A 21218-nucleotide genomic window follows, 5' to 3' on the forward strand; every position below is an offset into this window, starting at 1 on the left:
TGGTCACACCGTAGCCGAGGGTGAGCCCGAACATCAGCGCGCCGACCTGCGGGAAGGGGCGCGCGACGCCTCGGCGGTACGCGCCGCCGTCGTCCCGGCCGGCACGTCGCGGCCCTCGAACACCCACACCGTCTGCCGGTCGACGCCGCGGGTCAGGTCCCGCAGGCCGGCCCGCTGGGCGGCCAGGCTGGCGTCCGCCGACCCGTCGGCCTCGGCCGCGATGCGCCGGTAGGAGTCCATGCCGTGAGCGGCGGCGATCGTCCGGATCACTGCGGGCGCCGTGACGGTCCGCCGGGTGCCGGGCGGGGTGCCGGCAGCCGGGGCATCCCGTGCGCCGGCCGGCAGGGGCGCGGCCGACCCGGTGACCGTGACACGGTTGCGTTCATCCGGGTTGGGGCGCCCGTCGAGGGCCGGCACGATGTCGTCGCGGTGCTCGAGGCTGAGCACGGGCGTCCGCGCCGGAACGGTGAAGCCGGCGACGGGCGAGCCGGCCGTGACGACCTGCCGGACGTCGTAGCGGCGGCGGAACGCCGGGTCCGCGGCCAGGGCGGTGGCGTGGATGCCGCCCTGGCTGTGACCGGTGAGGATCACCCGGGCACCGCGCGGCGCGCCGGCCGCGGCGAGCGAGGCCGTGACGAGGGCGCCGACCTGCGTGGGCCGGACGGTGACGCCGTGGTCGTCCATGGCCGTGATCGCCTCCGCGTTGCCTTCCAGGTCGAACAGGCCGGGGCCGTCGGCGAGCTCCCAGCCGGTAGTGCCGGGCACGTCCATCTCCCACACCGGCTCCGTGCCGCCGTCCAGCCGGCGGACGGTCACCGTGCTGCGGGCGACGCCGTCAGGTCCTGCTCGGGAGCTCACGCCGGCCGCCTGCAGATTGGCCGTCAACGAGGAGAGGGTCGCGGGCGTCGCGGGCTCGGTGCGTGGCCGGCCGACGGGAGTCACGGTCAGCGTGCCGGGGGTGACGACGCCGGTGCGCCGTCCCACGGCGACGGCACTGGCGGTGACCCAGGCGAGCGCGCCCGTGGCGTGGCCGGAGTCCCGCAGCAGGGCGTCGAGAGCGGGAAGCACGAGGGGTGGATCGGTCGGGTCGATCAGCCGCGGCAGGGTCGCCACCTCGCTCTGGACCGCGTCGCGGTAACCGACGTCTCCCGCGCGCGTGGCGAGGGCCGCCAACCAGCCGACGACGCCCGCACCGGCCACCGCTCCGAGCGGAACCGTGAGCGGGCCGGCGCCCGGCGCTCCGGCCGCCGTCGCTCCGGCCAGGCGCAGGACCTCCAGTTCGCCGTGCCGGCGGGCGAGGACGGCCGCGACGGCGATCGCCTCGCCCCGCTCGTAGACGGCGCGTGCGGTGCGCACGTCGACGGCCAGGTCGAGCAGTCGGCTGCCGAGTGTGCCGGCGGCCAGCTGAGCGGATCCGCCGGCCAGACGTGCCGCCGTCGCTGGGAACTGCGCGGCCGGGGGCAGCCGCCACAGCTCGTCGGCGACCGTGGACAGATCCGCACTGACCCGACACACACCCTCCGCGACGGCCTGGACCAGGGCCGCCGCCTCGTCCAGCTCCTCGAGGCTGCAGGTGATCCCGTTGACGCCGCCCCGTACGGTCAGGGTGCCGCCGGCGCTTCCTCCGCTCGGAGGCAACACCGGCACCGGTGAGGCCGTCCCCGTCCCGATCGGATCCCAGGAGAAGCTCATCGGCCGTTGCCCTCCTTCGTGACGCCGGGGACGTCACGCAGGCGGGCGTGGCCAGGACCCGGACCGGAGCGCCCTCCGCATGGACCGCCGACGGCCGACACCCGCGTCACGGCACGCCACCCGGCGCGGCGTACCCCCGCAGAACGGCGTCGGCGAGCCGTTCCTGGGCGTCGACGAGGTCGCCGGCGACGCCGTACCGGAGGTCGCCGGCCAGCGCCGTGAGGTGCCGGTGCAGGGACTGGACCTCCGTCTCGACGCCGGTCATCCCCCCGTTTGCGGACTGCAGGGCGTCCCGGTAGGCCCGCGCGGCCACGGACTGCCACGTGGCGCACGCGCAGCGGAGCAGGTCGGCGTGATGTCGGGCCAGGGCGGCGTCCTCCGCCCACACGCGGGCCGCCAGTTCCTCCACGAGGACCGCCGCCACGAGCCGCGCACCATCGCCCCCACCGTCCCGCCGCACCCGGTCCACCGTTCCGCCTGCCGTCCTTCGTCCTTCGTCCTTCGCGTCGACGCTAGGCCCGGGTGCCGCGCCTGCGACCTCGTCCGGGAGCCGATGTGGACGACGGACCGCGCGGAGCGGTCTGGGGAGGGAGAAACGCCCGGCGTCCGAACCGCAGCGAGCACCCGGGAGCCGGGACCGGCGACGCGCCCGGACAAGCGCGCCCGGGACAAGCGAGTGGGAACTGGTGACCCGGGAGAATGGCTCCATGGCCGCACCGATCGAGATCCGCGCGATGACCGCCGAGCACTGGCCCACCGTCGAGCGGATCTACCGGGCCGGGATCGCCACCGGCCACGCGACGTTCGAGACCGACGCCCCGAGCTGGGAGCGGTTCAGCGCGTCGAGGCCGGCCGAGCACCGGCAGGTCGCCCTCGAAGGAGCGACCGTGCTCGGCTGGGTCGCCGCCACGCCGGTCTCCGACCGCTGCGTGTACGCCGGCGTCGTCGAGCACTCGGTCTACGTCGACCCCGGGCACGGAGGGCGCGGCGTCGGGCGGCTCCTGCTGGAGGCGCTGATCGCGAGCACCGAACGGGCCGGGATCTGGACGATCCAGTCCGGCATCTTCCCCGAGAACGCTGCGAGCCTGGCGCTCCACCGCGCGGTCGGGTTTCGGGTCGTGGGCACCCGGGAGCATCTCGGCCGGATGACGCACGGTCCATTCGCCGGACGCTGGCGGGACGTCGTGCTCGTCGAGCGGCGAAGCCGCGCGGTCGGGGTCGGCTGAGGCGGGGCGCCGTTACCGGGCGCGGCACCGACCCGAGACCGGACGGAGGCCTGACGATCGTCGGCTGAGCGTCCGCCGAGAAAATGTGCTTGCGCTCACACCGTCGGTGCGGTCTCCTTGATCCACACGTCGGTGGTGTCTTAGGTCTCGAGCAGCCGGGGCGACGGCAATCCCCCTCGCGCATGCAGCCCTCGACCCAGGAGCACCATGGTCAACCGTATTCCGACGCGGATGGCGGTGGCCGTCACGGCCGCCGCCCTCGTCGTCGCCACTCCCCTCACCGGTGCCGCCGCGGCGCCCGCGTCACCCGCCCACTCCTCACCCGCCCATTCCGCGCCGTCCACCCGGTACTACGTCCCGCCCGCCCCCGCCGGTTCCGCGACGCAGATCCGCTCCCTGCTCGTCGCGGGTGACGTGCACGACGCCGCGCTGGTCGCCCGTGAGGTCACCACCCCGCAGGCGGTGTGGTTCACGGACGGCACCGCGAAGCAGGTCGAGAAGTCGGTCCGCACGACGATGCAACGGGCCGCACGGCAGCGTTCCGTGCCGACGCTCGTCGTCTATGACGTGCCCGGCCGGGACTGCTCGCAGTACTCGTCCGGCGGCGCCGGCTCCGACGCGGCGTACCGCACCTGGATCGACGGCTTCGTCCGGGGTCTCGGGACGAAGCAGCAGGCGATCGTCATCGTCGAGCCCGACGGCCTCGCCAACCTCCCCTCGGACTGCCCGGCCGCCTACCCGGGTCAGGACGTCGCCGCCCTGACGGCCGGCCGCATCGCCGACGTCAAGTACGCGGGCACGACCATCGCGTCCCGGAACCGGAACACGAAGGTGTACCTGGACGCCGGCCACAGCGGCTGGCACAGCGTCGCGGACGCGACGTCCCGGCTCGAGAAGGCCGGCGTGGGCTCCGTGCGCGGATTCTCGTTGAACGTCTCGAACTACCAGTGGACGCCGAACCTCTCCGAGTACGGGACCTGGATCTCCGACTGCATCGCCCTGCATCCGGACGCCGCGACGACGACGCCCACCGACTGTGGCGACCAGTACTACTCCGGTGGCCCCGCGAACAACTGGCAGGGCGGCGCCCTCGACGGCAGCAAGGTCTGGAGCACGACGGCGACCGACCCGACGGCGAACGTCGCCGGCATCGACTCCCGCTACGCCCAGGAGCTCCAGGCCGCCGGCGTGAAGCCGACCACGGGCTTCGTTCTCGACACGAGCCGGAACGGCCGCGGCCCCTGGACGCCGGCCGCGACCACCGCCTACCCCGACCCGCAGACCTGGTGCAACCCGCCGGACCGCGGCCTCGGGGCCCGGCCCGCGGCGCACCCGTCGTCGGCCTACCCGCTGCTCGACGCCTACCTGTGGATCAAGACGCCGGGCCAGTCCGACGGCCAGTGCAACCGCGGGATCGCGGGCAGCACCACGGACCCGGAATGGGGCGGGATCACCGACCCGGCGGCCGGCGCCTGGTTCCCGCAGCAGGCGCTGCAGCTGGCGAAGCTCGCGCAGCCGGCACTCTTCTGACCCCTGCCCGACCGCGGAGCGGCCTTCCGTTCGACGGAGGCCGCCCCGCTCGTCGTTTCAGTGGGCCGCCCTCACTGGCCTGCCCTCAGGCGCTCGGCCCTCAGGCGCTCGGCGCCGCCTCCGCGGTCCGCGTGGCCTGCCAGCTGGCCAGCAGCCGCAGCCGTTCTGCGGAGTCCGAGCCGGGCTCGGCCGTGTAGATGAGCAGGACGAGTCCGGGCTCGGCGGTGAGCCCGAGTTCCTCGTAGGTGAGCGTGAGGTCGCCGACGACGGGGTGGTGGAACCGCTTGAGGCCGGACCCGTGGGTGCGCACGTCGTGGGCACCCCACAGCTGCCGGAAGGTCTCGCTGCGGGTCGACAGCTCGCCCACGAGCTCCTGCAGGTCCTTGTCGTGCGGATCGCGGCCGGCCTCGGCCCGCATGACGCCGACGCACATCTGGGCGAACCGGTCCCAGTCGGGGTAGAAGTCACGGGCCGCCGGGTCGAGGAACTGGAACCGCGCCAGGTTGGGGGTGCGGCCGCCGTCGCCGATCACGGGCGAGTAGAACGCGCGGCCCAGCGCGTTGGTGGCCAGCAGGTTCTGCCGGGGATCCCGAACGAAGGCGACGCCCTCGGTGATCGCGTCCAGCGCCCACTGCAGGCCCGGCCGGGCCACCGGCGGCGGGGTCGCACGCCGTCGCGCCCGCCCACTGGTGGGGATCCCGTCCGCCGCGCGAGCCAGGTCGAACAGGTGCGCCCGCTCGGTCTCGTCCAGGCGCAGGGCGCCGGCGACGGCGTCGAGCACCGACGCGGACGCCCCTGCGATCGCGCCCCGCTCGAGCTTCGCGTAGTACTCGACGCTGACGCCCGCCAGGGTCGCCACCTCCGTGCGCCGCAGGCCCGGCACCCGCCGGTTGCGGCCGGCCGGCAGTCCGGCGTCCTCCGGGGACAGCTTCGCCCGGCGCGACATGAGGAACTCCCGCACCTCAGCCCGATGATCCATGGTCTCCAGCCTAGGCAGTCGCGCGCCGCCGTGGGGTGCCCTCCCGGTACACCCCCCGACAGGGACTCCCCCGCGCGCGTGAGGCACGATGGAATGGGAACCGAACCCATCCGAGACCAAGGAGAACATTCATGCGCGGAGTCATCATGCACGCGCCCGGCGACGTCCGGGTCGAGGAACGCGACAACCCGGTCATCGTCGAGCCCACCGACGCGATCATCAAGCTGGCCGCCAGCTGCATCTGCGGCTCGGACCTGTGGCCCTACCGCGGGGCGGACGACGTCGACGGCGCCCCCATGGGCCACGAGTACGTCGGCGTCGTGACCGAGATCGGCGATGCGGTCAGCACCGTCAAGCCGGGCGACTTCGTCGTCGGCTCGTTCATGGCCTCGGACAACACGTGCGAGATCTGCCAGGCGGGGTATCAGTCGCGCTGCGTGCACGTCGTCCCGATGGGCCGCGTCGGCACGCAGGCCGAGTACGCCCGCATCCCCCTGGCCGACGGCACGCTCGTCGCCACCCCGGGCCAGCCCGACGAGGACCTCATCCCGTCGCTGCTCGCCGCGTCCGACGTGCTCGGCACCGGCTGGTTCGCGGCGGTCGCCGCCGAGGCCGGTCCCGGGAAGACGGTCGCCGTGGTCGGCGACGGCGCGGTCGGGCTGCTCGGCGTCCTCGCGGCGAAGCAGCTGGGCGCGGAGCGCATCATCGCGATGAGCCGGCACGCCGACCGGCAGGAGCTGGCCCGGAAGTTCGGTGCCACCGACATCGTCGAGGAGCGCGGTGACGAGGGTGTTGCGAAGATCAAGGAGCTGACCGACGGGCTCGGCGCCCACTCGGTCATCGAGGCCGTCGGTACCCAGGAGTCGATGATGCAGGCGATCCGTTCGACGCGGCACGGCGGTCACGTCGGTTTCGTCGGCGTCTCGCACGACGTCGAGCTGCCCGGCCAGGAGCTGTTCGGCTCGATGGTCCACCTGCACGGCGGCCCCGCCCCCGTCCGCCAGTACCTGCCCGAGCTGATCCAGCTCATCTGGGACCGGAAGATCGACCCGGGCGCCGTGTTCGACCTGACGCTGCCCCTGGACCAGGCGCCCGAGGGCTACAAGGCGATGGACGAGCGGCGCGCCACCAAGGTGCTGCTCACCGTCTGAACCGATCCCGGGCGTTCCGCCCGGCCCACGACGAAGGCCCCCGACATCTGCCGGGGGCCTTCGTCGTGTGCGGGTGGTCGTCGCCCCGGGTGGAGGTGTCCGGGAGGTCGTCGGGTCCGACCGATCGTGCTGCACCGGCTCAGAGGCGCACGTACGCCCAGCCCTCCCACTGCCGGCGAGCGAGGTGCCCGACCGCGGCGGGCACGGTCCCGACGCCGGCGCGCAGGGCCGCTGCCTCGACGTCGGCCGAGCGCATGCTGTTCTCGCACGCCAGCACCGCGATGCCGGCGTCGTCGTCGAGCGGCGCGAGGGACGCCGCGGGCTCGCTGTCCGCGATCAGGCCCCGCACGGCGCCGCCCTGGACGACGAGCTCGACGGCCGTCACCGGCCCCAGGTCCCGTCGCGCGTTCTGGGCCACGCGGGCGCCCGCAGCCACGGCCGCCGGGTCGCCGCCGAACACGTGCAGCAGCAGTCCTGCCGATCCGTTCGCCGTCATGCTGTCCTCGCCCTCGGTCGCCACGCCCGTCGAGTCTTCACCGCGGCTCACGCCAGCGAGAGGAACAGCTTCTCGAGGTCCTTGGTGTCGAGCGACTCGTCGGGGTTGCTCAGGCACTGCTGCAGGCCACTGGCGATGATCGCGAAACCGGCCCGGTCCAGCGCCTTGGAGACCGCGGAGAGCTGGGTGACGACGTCCTTGCAGTCCTGCCCCTCCTGGAGCATGCGCACGACGCCGGCCAGCTGCCCCTGGGCGCGCTTGAGGCGGTTGATGACGGGGGTGAGTTCATCGGTGTCGAGCTGCACGGGTGCCTCCTGTGGCGTGTCCGAGTTGCGGAAGTGATCTCCATCGTATACCCCGGGGGGTGTCTTGCATACCCCCGGGGGTATCTGTCATGCTGGTGTCACAGCCCATCGAGAACCCGTCGAGAGGACCTCATGACCACCGCCACGATCACCACCGTCGAGCCCGCCACCCTGCGCGAGTGGATCGACCAGCACGACGACCTCCTGATCCTGGACGTGCGTTCGGCCGCCGAGTTCGAGTCGCTGCACATCCGCGGCTCCTACAACGTCCCGCTCCCCCTGCTCGCCGAGCACACCTCCGAGCTCGCGGCCCGCCTGGGCAAGCGCGTCGTGCTCGTCTGCCAGTCCGGCGTCCGCGCCGAGCAAGCCCGCGTCAAGCTCGCCGGTGCGGGCCTGGACACCGCGGCCGTGCTCACCGGCGGTGCGCCCGGCTACGCGGCGGCGGGCGGCGACGTCGTCCGCGGCGCCGGTCCCTGGGCCATGGAGCGCCAGGTCCGCATGGCCGCCGGTTCCCTCGTGCTCGCCAGCATCCTCGGCGGCCGCTTCGTCTCCCCGAAGCTGCGCGCCGTCGCCGGCGTCATCGGGGGCGGCCTCGCGTGGTCCGCCGCCTCGAACACCTGCACCATGGCGCAGGTGCTGGGGAAGATGCCGTGGAACCGCGCCACCGAGGAACCGACCGCGGCCACCGCGATCGGACAGTTCCCCCGTCCCACCGCCTGAGTCACCCACCCCGAACCACGAACCCCGAGGAGACGACGTCATGTCCGAGATCACCGTTGCCGATGCCGATCGGCGCCGTTCGACCGAGCAGGTCCTGGACGTCCGCGAGGACGTCGAGGTGGCCGCCGGCATGATTCCCGGTGCCATCCACATCCCGATGAGCCGACTGGGCGACCGTGTCCAGGAACTGGACGCGAGCCGGTCCGTGATCGTGGTGTGCCGCAGCGGCAACCGGAGCGCCCGGGTCGCCGATGCCCTGAACCAGGCCGGCTTCACGGCCGACACCATGGCCGGCGGCATGATCGCCTGGCAGCGCGCCGGCCTGCCGGTCTCCTGATCCGACTGCCGCACGACCGCGAAGGACGTCACCGATGACCGTCACGTTCACCCTGCTCCTCTCCGTGCTGATCGGGCTCCTGCTCGGCCTGCTCGGCGGGGGTGGATCCATCCTGACCATCCCCGTCCTGACGTGGGTCGCCGGATTCGCTCCGGCGCAGGCGATCACCGCCTCCCTGGTGGTGGTCGGCGCGACCTCCGCGGTCAGCGTCATCGCCCACGCCCGGGCCGGCCGGGTCGCCTGGCGTACCGGCCTGCTCTTCGGGGCCGCCGGCGTGCTCGGCGCGTTCGGTGGCGGCCTGCTGGGCCGGCTCATCCCGGGCACGGTGCTGATGATCCTCTTCGCCCTGATGATGCTCGTGACGTCGATCGCGATGATCCGCGGTCGGCGCGGAGGTGCGGGCACGACGGCGGATCCGACACGACGGCGGGTCCCGCTCGTCCTCGCCGTCGGCCTCGGCGTCGGCGTGCTCACCGGCCTGGTGGGCGCGGGCGGCGGGTTCATGATCGTCCCCGCGCTGACGCTGCTGGCCGGGCTGTCCATGCCGCAGGCCGTCGGCACGTCCCTGCTCGTCATCACCGTCAACTCCGCGGCCGGGCTGGCCGGTCACCTGACCTCCAGCGCGACGTTGAACTGGCCCCTGGTCGGCGCGGTGACGCTCGTCGCGATCGCCGGCAGCCTCGTCGGGGCCCGGCTCGTCAACCGCATCCCCGCAGCCGCCCTGCGCCGCTGGTTCGGCGTGTTCGTCCTCGCCATGGGCGTCCTCGTCATGGCGCAGAACCTGCCCGGAGCGACGGGCCTCGCGTTCGCGGGCGTCGCCGTGGCCCTGGCCGCCGGGGCCGTCGTCTGCTGGTTCGCCGTCGCCCGGTGCCCGCTCCGGCGCACCGTCACCGCCTGATCCTCACCCCTCACCGACCCGCTCAACCCGAAGGAGTACCCCATGGCCGTCATCGACATCACCGAACAGCAGTTCGCCGACACCATCGAGACCAACGACGTCGTCCTCGTGGACTTCTGGGCGTCCTGGTGCGGCCCGTGCCGCCAGTTCGCCCCGACCTACGCCGCCGCCTCCGAGAAGCACGCCGACGTGGTGTTCACGAAGGTCGACACGGAGGCCGAGCAGCGTCTCTCCGCCGCCGCCGGCATCACCTCGATCCCGACCCTGATGGCCTTCCGCGAGGGCATCCTCGTCTTCTCCCAGCCGGGCGCGCTGCCCGCGTCGGGCCTCGAGAAGGTCATCGCCGCGGTCAAGGACCTCGACATGGACGACGTCCGCGCCCGGCTCGCCGAGCACCAGAGCGAGCAGCAGGCCGCCGCCACCGCGTCCTGACCGACACCGCATCACCTCACCAGCTTCACCGACCCGAGAACCATCCCAGGAGGACCACCATGGACGTCATCGTCATCGACACCCCCCAGCTCGGCGACCGCAGCTACCTCGTGCACGACGGCACGACCGCGCTCGTCATCGACGCCCAGCGCGACATCGACCGCGTCGAGCAGGCCGCCGAGGCCGCCGGCGTCACCGTCACCCACGTGGCCGAGACCCACATCCACAACGACTACGTGACCGGCGGGCTGATCTACGCCCGGAAGCACGGCGCGACCTACCTGGTCAACGCCGCGGACGAGGTCGCCTACGACCGCACCCCGATCAGCGACGGCGAGACGGTGCAGGTCGGCGAGCTGACCGTCAAGGCCGTCGCGACCCCGGGTCACACCCACCACCACCTCTCCTACGTCGTGACCCACGGGCAGGACGAGGCCGTGTTCTCCGGCGGCGGCGTGCTCTACGGCTCGGTCGGCCGCACCGACCTGCTCGGCCACGAGCACACCGAGGGCCTGACCCACGACCAGTACGCGTCCGCCCGCCGGCTGGCGCGGGAGGCCACCGCCGCGGCGGCCCTGTACCCGACGCACGGCTTCGGCTCGTTCTGCTCCTCCGGTCCCGCGACCGGCGCCTCCGAGTCCACGCTCGGCGAGCAGTTCGCCGCGAACCACGTGTACACCGACGCCGACGAGCAGCACTTCGTCCGCGAGCTGATCGCGAACCTCACCGCGTACCCGAGCTACTACGTCCACATGGGCCCGGCCAACAGCGCCGGCCCGGTCGAGGCGGACCTGAGCGTGCCCGAGTCCCTGACCGCTGACGAGCTGACCGCCCGGCTGGACCGCGGCGAGTGGGTCGTCGACCTGCGCCAGCGCGTGGCCTACGCCGCGGACCACCTGGCCGGCACGATCAGCTTCGAGTACGGCAACGGCGGCAGCTTCACCACGTTCCTCGGCTGGATCTTCCCGTACGAGGCGCAGCTGACCCTCGTCGGCTCCCAGGACGACGTCGAGAACGCGATCCGCGACCTGTCCCGGATCGGGATCGACTCCCCCGACGCCGCCGTCGGCGAGGACCCGCGTCAGCTCGCCCCGGGCGCGACCGTGCTCTCCTACGACCGGGTCGACTGGGCCGGCCTGCTCAACGACCGTCCGGCGGGTGAGCCGATCCTCGACGTGCGCCGCACCGAGGAGTTCGCCGCGTCGCACATCGAGGGCGCGGTCAACATCCCGCTGCACGAGCTGGTGACCCGGATGGACGAGGTCCCCGCCGGCCGCGTGTGGGTCCACTGCGGCTCCGGCTACCGCGCCGGGGTGGCCTCCTCCCTGCTCGAGCGCGCCGGCCGCACCCCCGTGCACGTCGACGGTTCCTTCGGCGACGCCGCGGGCGCCGGCCTGCCGATGGCGGCCTGAGCCGCGTCGCACTCCCCGGCTGCGGCACGCCGGCCGCAGCCGGGCCCCGTTCTTCCCGACCCGGCCGGACCGGGTTTCCCCCCACCTGCTCCGGCCCTGCCCCGGGACGCGTCCCCAGTGCGTCCCGGACGGGCCGGGACGAGTTCTCCCCCGACTCGTCCCGGCCCCTTCTCCTCCTCGTCTCCCCGTCCGATTCGCTCGTGATCGTCTCCCCGAGAGGGCTACCGTGACTTCCGTGACCTCCGCGACACCCGCGACCTCCGCACGACCCGCGCGCGCCGGCTCCGGTGCCGTGCGCGGCATGACGGCGACCGTCGTCGGGCTGCACCTGCTCGGGATCGGTGCCCTCGTCCTGTGGCTGCTCCCGGCGCAGGCGGCCGCCGGGGGCGACGCAGCGGTTCTGCTGGGTCTCGCGCTGAGCGCCTGGGCACTCGGGGTGCGGCATGCGTTCGACGCCGATCACATCGCCGCGATCGACAACGCGACGCGCCGCCTGCTCGCTCGCGGCCGCCCCAGCTCCACGACCGGCTTCTGGTTCGCCCTGGGCCACTCCTCCGTGGTGCTGCTCGCCGTGGTCGGGTTCTCCCTCGGCGTCGCGTCGTTGACCGGTGGCCTGGCCGACGAGCACTCGGCGCTGCGCGAGGGCGCCGGCATCTGGGGCGGCAGCGTCTCCGGCCTCTTCCTGCTGACCGCGGGACTGCTCAACGTGCCGACCCTGCGCGGGCTGCTCCGGCTGCGCCGGTCCGCGGGGGCCCGTGGCTTCCGGGCCGGCACCGGGCACGCGTCCGTCGACGAGGCGGCTCTGACCGCCCACCTGGACCGGCGCGGCGTGCTGCACCGCGTGCTCCGCCCAGCCGCGCGCTGGGTGAACCGGCCCGCCGCGATGTACCCCGTCGGCTTCCTGTTCGGGCTGGGGCTGGACACGGCCGCCTCGATCGGCCTGTTCGTCCTCGCCGGGGCGCTCGCGCCCGGGCTGCCCTGGTACGCCGCCCTCGTGCTGCCGGTCCTGTTCACCGCGGGCATGAGCGCCTTCGACAGCGCGGACGGCGTGTTGATGAGCCGCGTGTACCGGGACGCCGCGGCCGACGTCCGCCGCACCCTGGATCTGAACCTCGTGATCACCGCCGTCTCGGTCGGCGTCGCCTTCCTCGTCGGCGGGGCCAACCTGATCGGCGTCCTCCGCGACGTGGTCGGGCCCCTGTCCGGCATCCCGGTGCTCGGCGCCGTGGCCGACGTGGACCTGAACGTGCTCGGCATCCTGCTCGCGGCCTTCTCGGCGCTCGTGTGGGCGGCGATCCTCCTGTCCCGGCGACTGCGTCCCGCCGTCGTCCCCGCGCGTCACACAGGCCCGTCCGCCGGCTGATCGGCACGGGGACGACCGCCGGCTGATCGGCACGGGTCCGCCCGGCGTCTGACGTGGGCACCCACATGGCGCCGCGTTACGCGCTCCTTCAGGTGGCTCCCGCCGCGGGGTCATGCTGGTCCTCTGCCCGCGATCCGTCACCGCGCCGAGGAGGACCCCCGTGACCGTCACCGCCGAAAGTCTCACCACCGTCGATTCCGCGCTCCTGCGCGAGTGGATCGGCACCCACGACGACCTCGTGCTCGTCGACGTCCGCTCGGCCGCCGAGTTCGAGACCCTCCACATCGACGGCTCGTACAACGTGCCGCTGCCCCTGCTCACCGCCCACACGGAGGACCTCGTGTCCCGACTGGGCGAGCGGGTCGTCCTCGTGTGCCAGTCCGGTGTCCGTGCCGAGCAGGCGCGGCAGAAGCTGACGGGGGCCGGTCTGGACACCGCGGTCGTGCTCGACGGCGGCGTTCCGGCCTTCGCGCGAGCCGGCGGCGACGTCGTGCGCGGCGCCGGTCCGTGGGCCATGGAGCGGCAGGTGCGCATGGTCGCGGGCTCGCTGGTCCTCGCCGGGCTGATCGGCGGTCGATTCGTCTCCCCGAAGCTGCGCACCGTGGCCGGCGTCATCGGTGGCGGCCTGGCGTTCTCCGCAGCCACGAACACGTGCGCCATGGCGCGCGTCCTCGGCGTCCTGCCGTGGAACCGCACCGCCGAGGAGTTGACCGCGGCGTCGGCGCTCGACCGGCTGCCGCGCCCCACCGCCTGAGCCCGACCGCCTCACGGCGGCACCCGTCGGCGTCCCCCGTCCGACCGGATTATCCCGTCGGCGAAATCGGCTCCGTGTTCAGCGAATGTCAAGGTCGACAGGGCATCCTTGAGGAGAAGCCGACGTCAGAACGCCCCGTTCCGGGGCACCGTTCACATCGACCGTTCCGACCGAGGCTTCACCTCGGCAGATCCGGCTCCGCCCGCCGTCCTGAGACCGCGGCAGGCACCCGTGACAGCATCGCCGAGACCGCCGGTCGGGTATCCCCCCACCCGTCCGGCACCGGCCGGTCGTGTCCCCAGCGCGACCGGCGTCGCCGGGGCGGGACATGCGCCCGTCCCGGCTTCTTCTTTGCCCGTTGCTGCCGGTACCCCGTTCCCGCGCCCCGGTCCCTGTCCGACCGTCAGGACGGCCGGACAGGGTGATCCGCGTCAGGCGGCAGGCGCCTCGTACCGGTAGACGGGCTCGCCGCCGATCCACACCTGCTCCGCACGCGAGTACAGGTCGAGCGGGTCGCCGGACCAGAGCACGAGGTCCGCGTCCTTGCCCGGCGTCAGGGACCCGAGCCGGTCGTCGAGGCCGAGCACGCGCGCCGGGTTGATCGTGATGGCCCGCAGCGCCGTCTCGCGGTCCAGCCCCTCCTTCACGGCCAGCGACGCCTGGTGGATGAGGAAGTGGATCGGCACGACCGGGTGGTCGGTGATGATCGAGATCTCCACGCCGGCCTTCGCGAGCAGCCCAGGGTTGCGCAGGGACCGGTTCCGCAGCTCGACCTTCGACCGCGACGTCATGAGCGGCCCGATCAGCACGGGGATGTTCCGCTCGGCCAGCAGGTCCGCCACGAGATGTGCCTCGGTGCCGTGGTCGATGACGAGCCGGTACCCGAACTCGTCGGCGATGCGCACGGCGGTGGCGATGTCGTCGGCCCGGTGGCAGTGCTGCCGCCACGGGATCTCCCGGTCGAGCACGAGGGCGAGCGCGTCCAGCTTCAGGTCGCGCCCCGCGAAGGCGTCGCCGGCGGCGTCGCGCGTGGCCCGGTAGTTGGTGGCCTCGACGAAGGCCTGCCGGATGACGGCGGCGACGCCGAGGCGGGTGCTCGGCATCTTCTTCTGGTCCCCGTAGACGCGCTTCGGGTTCTCGCCCAGCGCCGACTTGAGGCCGGCCGGGGACTTGAGCACCATGGCGTCCACGGTGCGCCCGGCGGTGTGGATGGCGGCGGAGAGTCCGCCGATCGGGTTGGCCGAACCCGGGTTGACGTTGACCGTGGTGACGCCGCCCGTCAGGGCGTCCCCGAAGCCCAGGTCGGCGGGATTGATGGCGTCGATGGCGCGTACGTGGGCGGTGACCGGGTCGGTCTTCTCGTTGGTGTCGTCTCCGGCCCAGCCCTCGGCCTCCTCGTGGGTTCCGAGGTGCACGTGCGCGTCGACGAAGCCGGGCAGCAGCCACTTCCCGGCGGCGTCGACGGTTTGCGCGCCGTCGGGGATCTCGACGTCGGGGCCGAGCGCGGTGATGGTGCCATCGGTGACGACGACCGTGCCGTCGAAGGGATCGCCGTCGACGGGGACGACGTGGGCATGGGTGAACGCGGTGATCGACATGCTTACCACCGTAGATCGCCCCACGTCGGAGCGGGAGTGCCTGAGCCCCTCGAGCTTCGGCTGCCTGGTCGGCGTCATCGCCGAGGTGGCACGGGTGCCGCGTGGGAGAATGGGCCCATGCCTTCCGCCGCGGATTCGACCCTGCCCTCCGGCCGCCGCTCGCTGGCCGCCACCGACATCGCGCTCGGCCCGCTCGACGGCCGCTATCGTGTGGACGCCGCTCCCCTGGTGGACCATCTCTCCGAGGCGGCCCTGAACCGCAACCGGCTCCACGTCGAGGTCGAGTGGTTCCTGCACCTGACCGAGCAGGCGGTGCTGCCGGGCCTTTCCCCGGTCAACGCGGAGCAGCGCGACGGGCTGCGGTCGATCGTCACCGGCTTCGGGCCGGAGGAGATCGCCGAGCTGGCCGCGATCGAGCGGGAGACCGTGCACGATGTCAAGGCCGTCGAGTACTTCATCGGTCGCTGCCTCCCGGCCCTCGGGCTCGAAGCGCTGACCCCGCTGGTCCACTTCGCGTGCACGAGCGAGGACATCAACAACCTGGCGTACGCGCTCGGCATCCGCGACGCCGTCCGCGAGGTGTGGGCGCCCACCGCGCAGCGCGTCGTCGACCAGATCCGTGAGCTGGGCGAGGCCCACGCCGAGACGCCGATGCTCTCCCGCACACACGGCCAGCCCGCGACGCCGACGACACTCGGCAAGGAGCTCGCGGTGTTCGCGCACCGCCTGGACCGGCAGCTCGCCCGGATCGGCCGCCAGGAGTACCTGGGCAAGATCAACGGGGCCACCGGTACCTTCGCCGCTCACGTGGCCGCCGCGCCCGCCGTCGACTGGCTCGAGGTCTCGCGCACCTTCGTCGAGGGCCTCGGCCTGACGTGGAACCCGCTGACGACGCAGATCGAGTCGCACGACTGGCAGGCCGAGCTGTACGCCGACGTCGCCAGGTTCAACCGCATCCTGCACAACTTCTGCACGGACGTGTGGAGCTACATCTCCATCGGCTACTTCAAGCAGATCCCGGTGGCGGGCGCGACGGGCTCCTCGACCATGCCGCACAAGGTCAACCCGATCCGGTTCGAGAACGCCGAGGCGAACCTCGAGATCGCGAACGGGCTGCTCGACACCCTCGCCGCCACGCTCGTCACCTCCCGCTGGCAGCGCGACCTGACGGACTCGTCGTCGCAGCGCAACGTCGGGGTGGCGCTCGGGCACGGTCTGCTGGCGCTGAACAACGTCGCCAAGGGTCTGCGGCAGCTCGACGTCGCCGGCGAGACGCTCGCCGACGACCTCGACCACAACTGGGAGGTGCTCGGCGAGGCGATCCAGACGGTCATGCGGGCCGAGGCCATCGCCGGCACCCCGGGCATGGACAACCCCTACGAGCGGCTCAAGGAGCTCACCCGCGGGCACCGGGTCGACGAGGCGCGGCTGCGGGAGTTCGTCGGCGAGCTCGGCCTGTCCGACGGCGCGGAGGGCCGACTCCAGCGGCTGACGCCGGGCTCGTACATCGGCATCGCGGCGAAGCTGGCGCGGCGGGCGTAGGGCTCGTCCCGCCTGATTCTCTCGCCCGCAGGTTGCCGGGTTCGTCACTGATCGCCGCGACCAACGCCGCCATCAGTGGACAACGCGGCGATCCGCTGGCTCGGCGACCGACGGCCGCTCGCCGAGTGGACGGCAGATGCTCTGGATCCCTTGGTCCGGCGACGTCGTTCGTCCACTCGACGAAGCCGTGCGGCCGAGTGGACGGCAGGTGCGCCGATCAGCCGCATACGAGAACGCCAGCCGTCCACTCGACGAAGCCGTGCGGCCGATGGGACGTCGGCGGGCATCTGCACTCAGAGCAGTGAGCCCAGCGACGCGACGAGGCCGCCGGCCAGGAAGCAGGCGATGCCGACGACGAGCGGAGTGTTGTTCATCGGCACCGCGTCGCTCGTCGCGTGGTGGGTGATGGCGTGCCCCTTGCCGCGACGCAGCAGCGCGCGGTTGACGGGCAGAGCGGCGGCGAAGGCCACCGCGAGCGAGAGCGCCATGGACGCCCAGAAGATCGGGTTGGTCAGGCCGGCGTTCAACGCGCCCGGCACGACGAGCACCACGAGGTTGTCGACGACCTCCATGACGGCGATCGAGAGCGTGTCCGCGGCCAGCACCAGGCTCAGCGCCGCGCCGACGGCGACCCCCGAACGCAGGAGCGGGAGCGACGACAGGCTGTAGCCGAAGACGAAGGCCAGCGCGATCGACAGCACGGTCGTCCCCAGGTTGCCCCATCCGGCGAAGGTGCCGACCGACAGGCCGAGAATCTCGCCGATCGAACAGCCGGTCAGACAGTGCAGGGTCGCCCCGACCGCCATCGAGGACATGTCGTGGTTCTGCGTGGTGCTCACGTGTTCGCTCCTGCCGTGTCTGCTCTCCGGTCCCCGTCCGACGTTACGTCGGACCCCGGCCGGCCGACAGTCTGGAGAGGGCGGATGTCGTTGCGCCCGGAATCGAGGCGACAGGGGGACGCATGCAGCCGGTGGCGACACCGTCGGTCGACGCGGAGGTACTGGAAGCGACGGGCGTCGACGCCCGGCCCGCGTGGCTGGACGCCATCACCGAGCCGATTCAGCCCACCGCGGCGGTGATGGCCCGAAATGCCGTCGTTCGTCGGCAGCTCGGATTCCTCCTCGTCACCGGACTTGTCTGGCTCGGCGGCCTGGCGTTCGTCGCGCTGACCCGGCCGTTCGACGCCGTGCTCCCGCGGCCCGTCAAGATCGGGCCCGACGTCTACATGCCTGCGCGATGGCTGGCCACTCACGCCCACCTGCCGTCGTTCACGGGCACGGCACTCCTCTTCGCGCTCGCCCTGACCCTTGCCGCCGTGGTGCGCACCTTCCCGACGGAGCGCTTCGAAGTGCTCACCCGCCGTATCGGTCACGTCGCCGTCGTCGGCATCGCGCTCGTCTCTCTGGTGCCCTGGTATCTCACCGGGTGCAACGGGTGGTGGAGCGCCTATCTGCTGATCATGGCCGCGGCGATTCCCCGGGCTGCCAGGCTGCGCCTCGACCCGAAGTACCGCCGCATCCAGACCCTGGGCAGCTATCTGCCCGACCTCAATCACTGCGAGCCGCCGTCCCGCGTCTTCGGCAGCCCAGGTTCTGTCGCCGCCGCCGTCGACCGTTTCGGCGAGGCGCGGGTCGCCCGCGGAGTCGACGGCGAGCGGTACACCGCGGAACTGCTGAAGTTCTTCGCGCTGATTCCCGGCGTCGCGGTGTTCCACGGCCTGCGCTTCCCCGGCTCGCGCAACGCGGACATCGACCATGCCGTCCTCTTCGGCACCAATCTGCTGCTCATCGACTCGAAGATGTATCGCCCCGGCGACTACACGCTCAACGAGTGGTCCCAGGTCCGGGACACCGTCTCGGGACGCACGATCGACAATCACATGAAGGCCGCCGTGGACCGGATGGCCGTCCGATACCCGCATCTGCTGGTCACCGCGATGATCGTGATCCACGGAGAGGGTGTCACGACGAGCGGGATGCCCACGGATCATCGGCTGAGCATCGAGACCGCCCGCAGCTTCGTGGACTGGGGCGCCTGGGTCAACGTCCACAGCCGGACGAACTACCAGCCCGGTCTGGCCCGTCAGCTGGCCGCCCAGCTGAAAGGGTGGCAGGGAGACGACGCACGGACGGACCCGTCGGGCGAGCGGATGACGATGCCGCGGACGCCGAAGCGGCCCGCCCCATCGCGGACCGGCCGCCCGGCGGTCATTCCCTCCGGTCTCAGTGCGCCAGTGGCGCCCTCACGGGGCGGGCGGCGGCACGCACCGCGGACGCCGGGACCCCGCGACTGGACGCCGCCGCGGCGCCGATGGCGCTGACGCTGTCCTGAAGCGCTCCGGCGCCCTCAGCCCTGCCGGTACCGCGACGCGAGCTGCGGGCTCTGCCCGTGGAAGGCGGCGAGGTCCGCGTCGAACACCCGGCCGAGCAGGCTCGCGTCCTCCACCCCGGGGGCGATGACCGTCTCCCCCAGCGCGATACCGACGAGCGCGGCGGTGACGACGTCCTCGGCGCTCATGCGCGGCACCGCCGAGAGGTCCATGCCCTGCACTTCGTGGAACTCGGTGGCGACGATGCCCGGGCACACGACGTGCACCCCGACGCCCGTCGCCGCCAGCTCCGCGTGCAGCGTCTGCGACATCGCGACGGTGCCCGCGAGGCTCGCGACGTAGACGGCGCGCTGGCCCGGGGCGGGAGCCGCCGGTGCCGGGCCGGAGAACGCGAGCATGCCCGCGACGTTCAGGACGGTGCCGCTGCCGCGCTCGAGCATGCCGGGCAGCACCGCCCGCGTCAGCATCGTCGGGGCCACGACCTTGACGCCGACCAGTTCGCGCGCCTTCTCGGGCGGCAGTTCGGCCAGCGGCATGTAGTGGGCGACGCCGGCATTGTTGACCAGCAGCGTCACGGGCCGGTCCGCGCATCGCTGGGCGACGGCGTCGATGCCCGCGTCGGTGGCGAGGTCGGCCACGAGGACGTCGGCCGTGACCGTCGCATGCGCATCACGCAGGGCAACGGCGAGCGCGTCGAGGCGCTCACGGCGGCGGCCGACCAGGATGAGGTCGTAGCCGTCAGCGGCGAGGCGTTCGGCGAAAGCCTTCCCGATGCCGGAGGACGCGCCGGTGACGAGGGCGAGGGGTGCAGGGGTCTCAGTCATGTCCTCCAGTCTGGGCCGGATCGCAAGCCTCAGGCAGCCGTCCGGTCATCCTGGGACTGGCAGGGCCACGACACCGGCGAGCCGCCTGACGCACACTGGTGCCATGGAGTCCTCCGCGTTCGGTCCCGCGCTGCGCCGATGGCGTGACCGCGTCGACCCGGAGACCGTGGGCCTGCCCGCGGGACGACGACGGCGTGCGGCCGGGCTGCGCCGGGAGGAGCTCGCCGGCCTCGCCGGGATCTCGACCGACTACCTCACCCGCCTCGAGCAGGGCCGCGCGACGTCGCCGTCGGCGCAGGTGGTCGAGGCGCTCGCCCGCGGGCTGCGGCTCTCCGCCGCCGAGCGGGACCTGCTCCACCAGCTGGCCGGTCTCGCCGCACCGGGGCGGGACCTCGTGCCCTCCCACGTCCCGCCGAGCGTGCAGCGGCTCCTCGACCGGCTCGCGCACACCCCGGTGGCCGTGTACGACGCCGGCATGACCCTCGTCGTCGCCAACGCCCCATACGACGCGCTGATGGGCGACACGAGCCGACTCACCGGGTTCGAGCGGAACGCGATCTGGCGCAACTTCCTCGGCTCCGGCAGCCGCGCCGCCCAGAACGACGAGGAGCGCGCCGAGCTGCAGGCCCGCATGGCCGCCGACCTGCGCGTGACCGCCGCCCGGTACCCGGCCGACCCGGGCGTGCGCCGCCTCGTCGCGCACCTGACCGCGCACAGCGCACGGTTCCGGGAGCTGTGGGACGGTGGGGCGCTCACCGCCATGCCGGACCCGTCGCGGCGCAAGATCGTCGTCCACCCCGTGGTCGGTCCCATCACGCTGGACTGCGACACGCTCGTGGACGCCACGGACGGGTTGCGGATCATGATCTACACGGCCGAACCCGGCACGGAGGACGCCGACCGCCTCGCGCTCGCGACGGTCGTCGGCACCCAGTCGCTGGTGGACTGAACCGTCGGCGTCAGCACGACGGGTGAGCTGCCGTCAACGCTGCGGAGCCCGCCGGGAGCCGATCGTCCGGGTCACCAGGTCGCGGTCGTGACGTCGCCGTACGCGAGGACCTCGCGGTCCACCGTGAGCAGGACGTGACCCTCGCACTGCGCCTGAGCGACGAGGTTGCGGTCGAACGGGTCCCGATGCTGCCAGTTGAGCGTTCCGGCGACGGTCGCGTGACGGCTGGTGATCGACAGGGAACTCATGCCGGCCGACCGCAGATGATCGTCCCACCCGGCGACCAGACCGGGGGCATGGAGTTTGCCCAGACGTTCTTTCGTCGCCACCTCGAGGGCGGACGCGGCGGAAACGATGAGCGTCGTCTCCGGGTCGGCCAACCGCGCACGCCAGCTCGCCGGAACGCGACCCGGATCACCGAGCAGCCAGAGAAGCACGTGCGTGTCGAGCAGGTAGCTCACTCCCACGCGACGAGTTCCTCGTCCGCCAGGGGCGAGTCGAAGTCGTCCGGCACGCGGACATCGAGGAGACCGAAACGACGGGTCTGCGCAACTGCCGGAACCAGTCGGACCGCAGGATGGCCGGCTCTGGCGATAATGATCTCCTCGCCGGCCTCGGCACGAGCCACGAGTTCGGAGAGCCTCCCTTTGGCCTCAGCGACGTTGACGGTCGTCATGTAGT

At 72.8% G+C, this 21218-nt stretch carries 23 protein-coding genes; 13 read left to right on the plus strand and 10 right to left on the minus strand.

What is annotated here, in order from left to right; genetic code table 11:
- Positions 1–33: 33 nt before the first annotated feature.
- Both V6N00_RS03065 and V6N00_RS03070 read right to left on the minus strand, forming a co-directional pair.
- Positions 34–1692: an alpha/beta hydrolase family protein gene (locus V6N00_RS03065; protein WP_334230574.1), complete on the minus strand. Its 1659-nt coding sequence runs from the start codon at positions 1690–1692 to the stop codon at positions 34–36.
- A gap of 106 nt (positions 1693–1798) precedes the next feature.
- Positions 1799–2116 (minus strand): hypothetical protein, encoded by a 318-nt coding sequence (locus V6N00_RS03070; protein ID WP_334230575.1) that lies wholly within the window; start codon positions 2114–2116, stop codon positions 1799–1801.
- A gap of 283 nt (positions 2117–2399) precedes the next feature.
- Here V6N00_RS03070 and V6N00_RS03075 point away from each other — a divergent pair, with 283 nt between their 5' ends.
- Positions 2400–2918, plus strand: coding sequence for a GNAT family N-acetyltransferase (locus tag V6N00_RS03075; RefSeq protein WP_334230576.1), 519 nt, complete (start codon positions 2400–2402; stop codon positions 2916–2918).
- 207 nt (positions 2919–3125) lie between these two features.
- A complete protein-coding gene (locus tag V6N00_RS03080; protein WP_334230577.1) occupies positions 3126–4448 on the plus strand; it encodes a glycoside hydrolase family 6 protein in 1323 nt (440 codons plus the stop codon).
- Positions 4449–4548: 100 nt separating this feature from the next.
- Here the strand turns inward: V6N00_RS03080 and V6N00_RS03085 are convergent, their stop codons facing one another.
- A complete protein-coding gene (locus tag V6N00_RS03085; RefSeq protein WP_334230578.1) occupies positions 4549–5427 on the minus strand; it encodes a helix-turn-helix domain-containing protein in 879 nt (292 codons plus the stop codon).
- 131 nt (positions 5428–5558) lie between these two features.
- Here V6N00_RS03085 and V6N00_RS03090 point away from each other — a divergent pair, with 131 nt between their 5' ends.
- The gene (locus V6N00_RS03090) at positions 5559–6578 is read left to right on the plus strand and encodes a zinc-dependent alcohol dehydrogenase family protein (RefSeq protein WP_334230579.1); all 1020 of its coding nucleotides are present in this window, start codon (positions 5559–5561) and stop codon (positions 6576–6578) included.
- A 139-nt stretch (positions 6579–6717) separates the two neighbouring features.
- On the opposite strand, the gene V6N00_RS03095 is transcribed toward V6N00_RS03090, so the two are convergent.
- On the minus strand, positions 6718–7125 hold the full coding sequence (locus V6N00_RS03095; RefSeq protein ID WP_334230580.1) for a DsrE family protein: 408 nt from the start codon (positions 7123–7125) through the stop codon (positions 6718–6720).
- Positions 7122–7379, minus strand: coding sequence for a metal-sensitive transcriptional regulator (locus tag V6N00_RS03100; RefSeq protein ID WP_334230581.1), 258 nt, complete (start codon positions 7377–7379; stop codon positions 7122–7124). The genes V6N00_RS03095 and V6N00_RS03100 overlap by 4 nt, the downstream gene beginning before the upstream one ends.
- A 132-nt stretch (positions 7380–7511) precedes the next feature.
- Here V6N00_RS03100 and V6N00_RS03105 point away from each other — a divergent pair, with 132 nt between their 5' ends.
- The 7 genes from V6N00_RS03105 to V6N00_RS03135 all read left to right on the plus strand — a co-directional run bounded on the left by V6N00_RS03105 (position 7512) and on the right by V6N00_RS03135 (position 13295).
- Positions 7512–8099, plus strand: a complete 588-nt coding sequence (locus V6N00_RS03105; protein ID WP_334230582.1) for a rhodanese-like domain-containing protein — start codon at positions 7512–7514, stop codon at positions 8097–8099.
- Between the two features lie 40 nt (positions 8100–8139).
- On the plus strand, positions 8140–8436 hold the full coding sequence (locus V6N00_RS03110; RefSeq protein WP_334230583.1) for a rhodanese-like domain-containing protein: 297 nt from the start codon (positions 8140–8142) through the stop codon (positions 8434–8436).
- Positions 8437–8470: 34 nt separating this feature from the next.
- Positions 8471–9334 (plus strand): sulfite exporter TauE/SafE family protein, encoded by an 864-nt coding sequence (locus V6N00_RS03115; RefSeq protein WP_334230584.1) that lies wholly within the window; start codon positions 8471–8473, stop codon positions 9332–9334.
- A gap of 42 nt (positions 9335–9376) precedes the next feature.
- The gene (trxA, locus tag V6N00_RS03120; protein ID WP_334230585.1) at positions 9377–9766 is read left to right on the plus strand and encodes a thioredoxin; all 390 of its coding nucleotides are present in this window, start codon (positions 9377–9379) and stop codon (positions 9764–9766) included.
- Between the two features lie 59 nt (positions 9767–9825).
- A complete protein-coding gene (locus V6N00_RS03125) occupies positions 9826–11178 on the plus strand; it encodes an MBL fold metallo-hydrolase (RefSeq protein ID WP_334230586.1) in 1353 nt (450 codons plus the stop codon).
- Positions 11179–11413: 235 nt separating this feature from the next.
- Positions 11414–12541 (plus strand): HoxN/HupN/NixA family nickel/cobalt transporter, encoded by a 1128-nt coding sequence (locus V6N00_RS03130; protein ID WP_334230587.1) that lies wholly within the window; start codon positions 11414–11416, stop codon positions 12539–12541.
- A 112-nt stretch (positions 12542–12653) separates the two neighbouring features.
- Positions 12654–13295, plus strand: a complete 642-nt coding sequence (locus V6N00_RS03135; RefSeq protein ID WP_334230588.1) for a rhodanese-like domain-containing protein — start codon at positions 12654–12656, stop codon at positions 13293–13295.
- A 431-nt stretch (positions 13296–13726) separates the two neighbouring features.
- On the opposite strand, the gene V6N00_RS03140 is transcribed toward V6N00_RS03135, so the two are convergent.
- Positions 13727–14893, minus strand: a complete 1167-nt coding sequence (locus V6N00_RS03140) for an amidohydrolase (RefSeq protein ID WP_334230589.1) — start codon at positions 14891–14893, stop codon at positions 13727–13729.
- Between the two features lie 117 nt (positions 14894–15010).
- Here V6N00_RS03140 and purB point away from each other — a divergent pair, with 117 nt between their 5' ends.
- Complete coding sequence (gene purB / locus V6N00_RS03145; protein ID WP_334230590.1) at positions 15011–16435, plus strand: adenylosuccinate lyase; 1425 nt, start codon at positions 15011–15013, stop codon at positions 16433–16435.
- Positions 16436–16728: 293 nt separating this feature from the next.
- On the opposite strand, the gene V6N00_RS03150 is transcribed toward purB, so the two are convergent.
- The gene (locus V6N00_RS03150) at positions 16729–17274 is read right to left on the minus strand and encodes a DUF4396 domain-containing protein (RefSeq protein ID WP_334230591.1); all 546 of its coding nucleotides are present in this window, start codon (positions 17272–17274) and stop codon (positions 16729–16731) included.
- Between the two features lie 122 nt (positions 17275–17396).
- On the opposite strand from V6N00_RS03150, the gene V6N00_RS03155 reads away from it, so the two are divergent.
- Positions 17397–18755, plus strand: a complete 1359-nt coding sequence (locus V6N00_RS03155; protein ID WP_334230592.1) for a nuclease-related domain-containing protein — start codon at positions 17397–17399, stop codon at positions 18753–18755.
- A gap of 26 nt (positions 18756–18781) precedes the next feature.
- Here the strand turns inward: V6N00_RS03155 and V6N00_RS03160 are convergent, their stop codons facing one another.
- On the minus strand, positions 18782–19588 hold the full coding sequence (locus V6N00_RS03160) for an SDR family NAD(P)-dependent oxidoreductase (protein WP_334230593.1): 807 nt from the start codon (positions 19586–19588) through the stop codon (positions 18782–18784).
- A 103-nt stretch (positions 19589–19691) separates the two neighbouring features.
- Here V6N00_RS03160 and V6N00_RS03165 point away from each other — a divergent pair, with 103 nt between their 5' ends.
- A complete protein-coding gene (locus V6N00_RS03165) occupies positions 19692–20537 on the plus strand; it encodes a helix-turn-helix transcriptional regulator (protein ID WP_334230594.1) in 846 nt (281 codons plus the stop codon).
- 71 nt (positions 20538–20608) lie between these two features.
- Here the strand turns inward: V6N00_RS03165 and V6N00_RS03170 are convergent, their stop codons facing one another.
- Both V6N00_RS03170 and V6N00_RS03175 read right to left on the minus strand, forming a co-directional pair.
- A complete protein-coding gene (locus tag V6N00_RS03170) occupies positions 20609–21004 on the minus strand; it encodes a type II toxin-antitoxin system VapC family toxin (RefSeq protein ID WP_334230595.1) in 396 nt (131 codons plus the stop codon).
- On the minus strand, positions 20995–21213 hold the full coding sequence (locus V6N00_RS03175; protein ID WP_334230596.1) for a type II toxin-antitoxin system Phd/YefM family antitoxin: 219 nt from the start codon (positions 21211–21213) through the stop codon (positions 20995–20997). The genes V6N00_RS03170 and V6N00_RS03175 overlap by 10 nt, the downstream gene beginning before the upstream one ends.
- Between the last annotated feature and the right edge of the window lie 5 nt (positions 21214–21218).

This window comes from Tersicoccus mangrovi, from assembly GCF_036881825.1.
In the GTDB taxonomy this organism is placed as follows: domain Bacteria; phylum Actinomycetota; class Actinomycetes; order Actinomycetales; family Micrococcaceae; genus Tersicoccus; species Tersicoccus mangrovi.

Bases quoted from the DNA above. Each gene is read 5' to 3' on its own strand.
- V6N00_RS03125 (WP_334230586.1), top strand. From the start codon at position 9,826: ATGGACGTCATCGTCATCGACACCCCCCAGCTCGGCGACCGCAGCTAC.
- V6N00_RS03090 (WP_334230579.1), top strand. From the start codon at position 5,559: ATGCGCGGAGTCATCATGCACGCGCCCGGCGACGTCCGGGTCGAGGAA.
- V6N00_RS03115 (WP_334230584.1), top strand. From the start codon at position 8,471: ATGACCGTCACGTTCACCCTGCTCCTCTCCGTGCTGATCGGGCTCCTG.
- trxA (WP_334230585.1), top strand. From the start codon at position 9,377: ATGGCCGTCATCGACATCACCGAACAGCAGTTCGCCGACACCATCGAG.
- V6N00_RS03065 (WP_334230574.1), bottom strand. From the start codon at position 1,692: ATGAGCTTCTCCTGGGATCCGATCGGGACGGGGACGGCCTCACCGGTG.
- V6N00_RS03175 (WP_334230596.1), bottom strand. From the start codon at position 21,213: ATGACGACCGTCAACGTCGCTGAGGCCAAAGGGAGGCTCTCCGAACTC.
- V6N00_RS03135 (WP_334230588.1), top strand. From the start codon at position 12,654: ATGCTGGTCCTCTGCCCGCGATCCGTCACCGCGCCGAGGAGGACCCCC.
- V6N00_RS03085 (WP_334230578.1), bottom strand. From the start codon at position 5,427: ATGGATCATCGGGCTGAGGTGCGGGAGTTCCTCATGTCGCGCCGGGCG.
- V6N00_RS03140 (WP_334230589.1), bottom strand. From the start codon at position 14,893: ATGTCGATCACCGCGTTCACCCATGCCCACGTCGTCCCCGTCGACGGC.
- V6N00_RS03165 (WP_334230594.1), top strand. From the start codon at position 19,692: ATGGAGTCCTCCGCGTTCGGTCCCGCGCTGCGCCGATGGCGTGACCGC.
- V6N00_RS03110 (WP_334230583.1), top strand. From the start codon at position 8,140: ATGTCCGAGATCACCGTTGCCGATGCCGATCGGCGCCGTTCGACCGAG.
- V6N00_RS03160 (WP_334230593.1), bottom strand. From the start codon at position 19,588: ATGACTGAGACCCCTGCACCCCTCGCCCTCGTCACCGGCGCGTCCTCC.
- V6N00_RS03080 (WP_334230577.1), top strand. From the start codon at position 3,126: ATGGTCAACCGTATTCCGACGCGGATGGCGGTGGCCGTCACGGCCGCC.
- V6N00_RS03155 (WP_334230592.1), top strand. From the start codon at position 17,397: ATGCAGCCGGTGGCGACACCGTCGGTCGACGCGGAGGTACTGGAAGCG.
- V6N00_RS03105 (WP_334230582.1), top strand. From the start codon at position 7,512: ATGACCACCGCCACGATCACCACCGTCGAGCCCGCCACCCTGCGCGAG.
- V6N00_RS03075 (WP_334230576.1), top strand. From the start codon at position 2,400: ATGGCCGCACCGATCGAGATCCGCGCGATGACCGCCGAGCACTGGCCC.
- purB (WP_334230590.1), top strand. From the start codon at position 15,011: ATGCCTTCCGCCGCGGATTCGACCCTGCCCTCCGGCCGCCGCTCGCTG.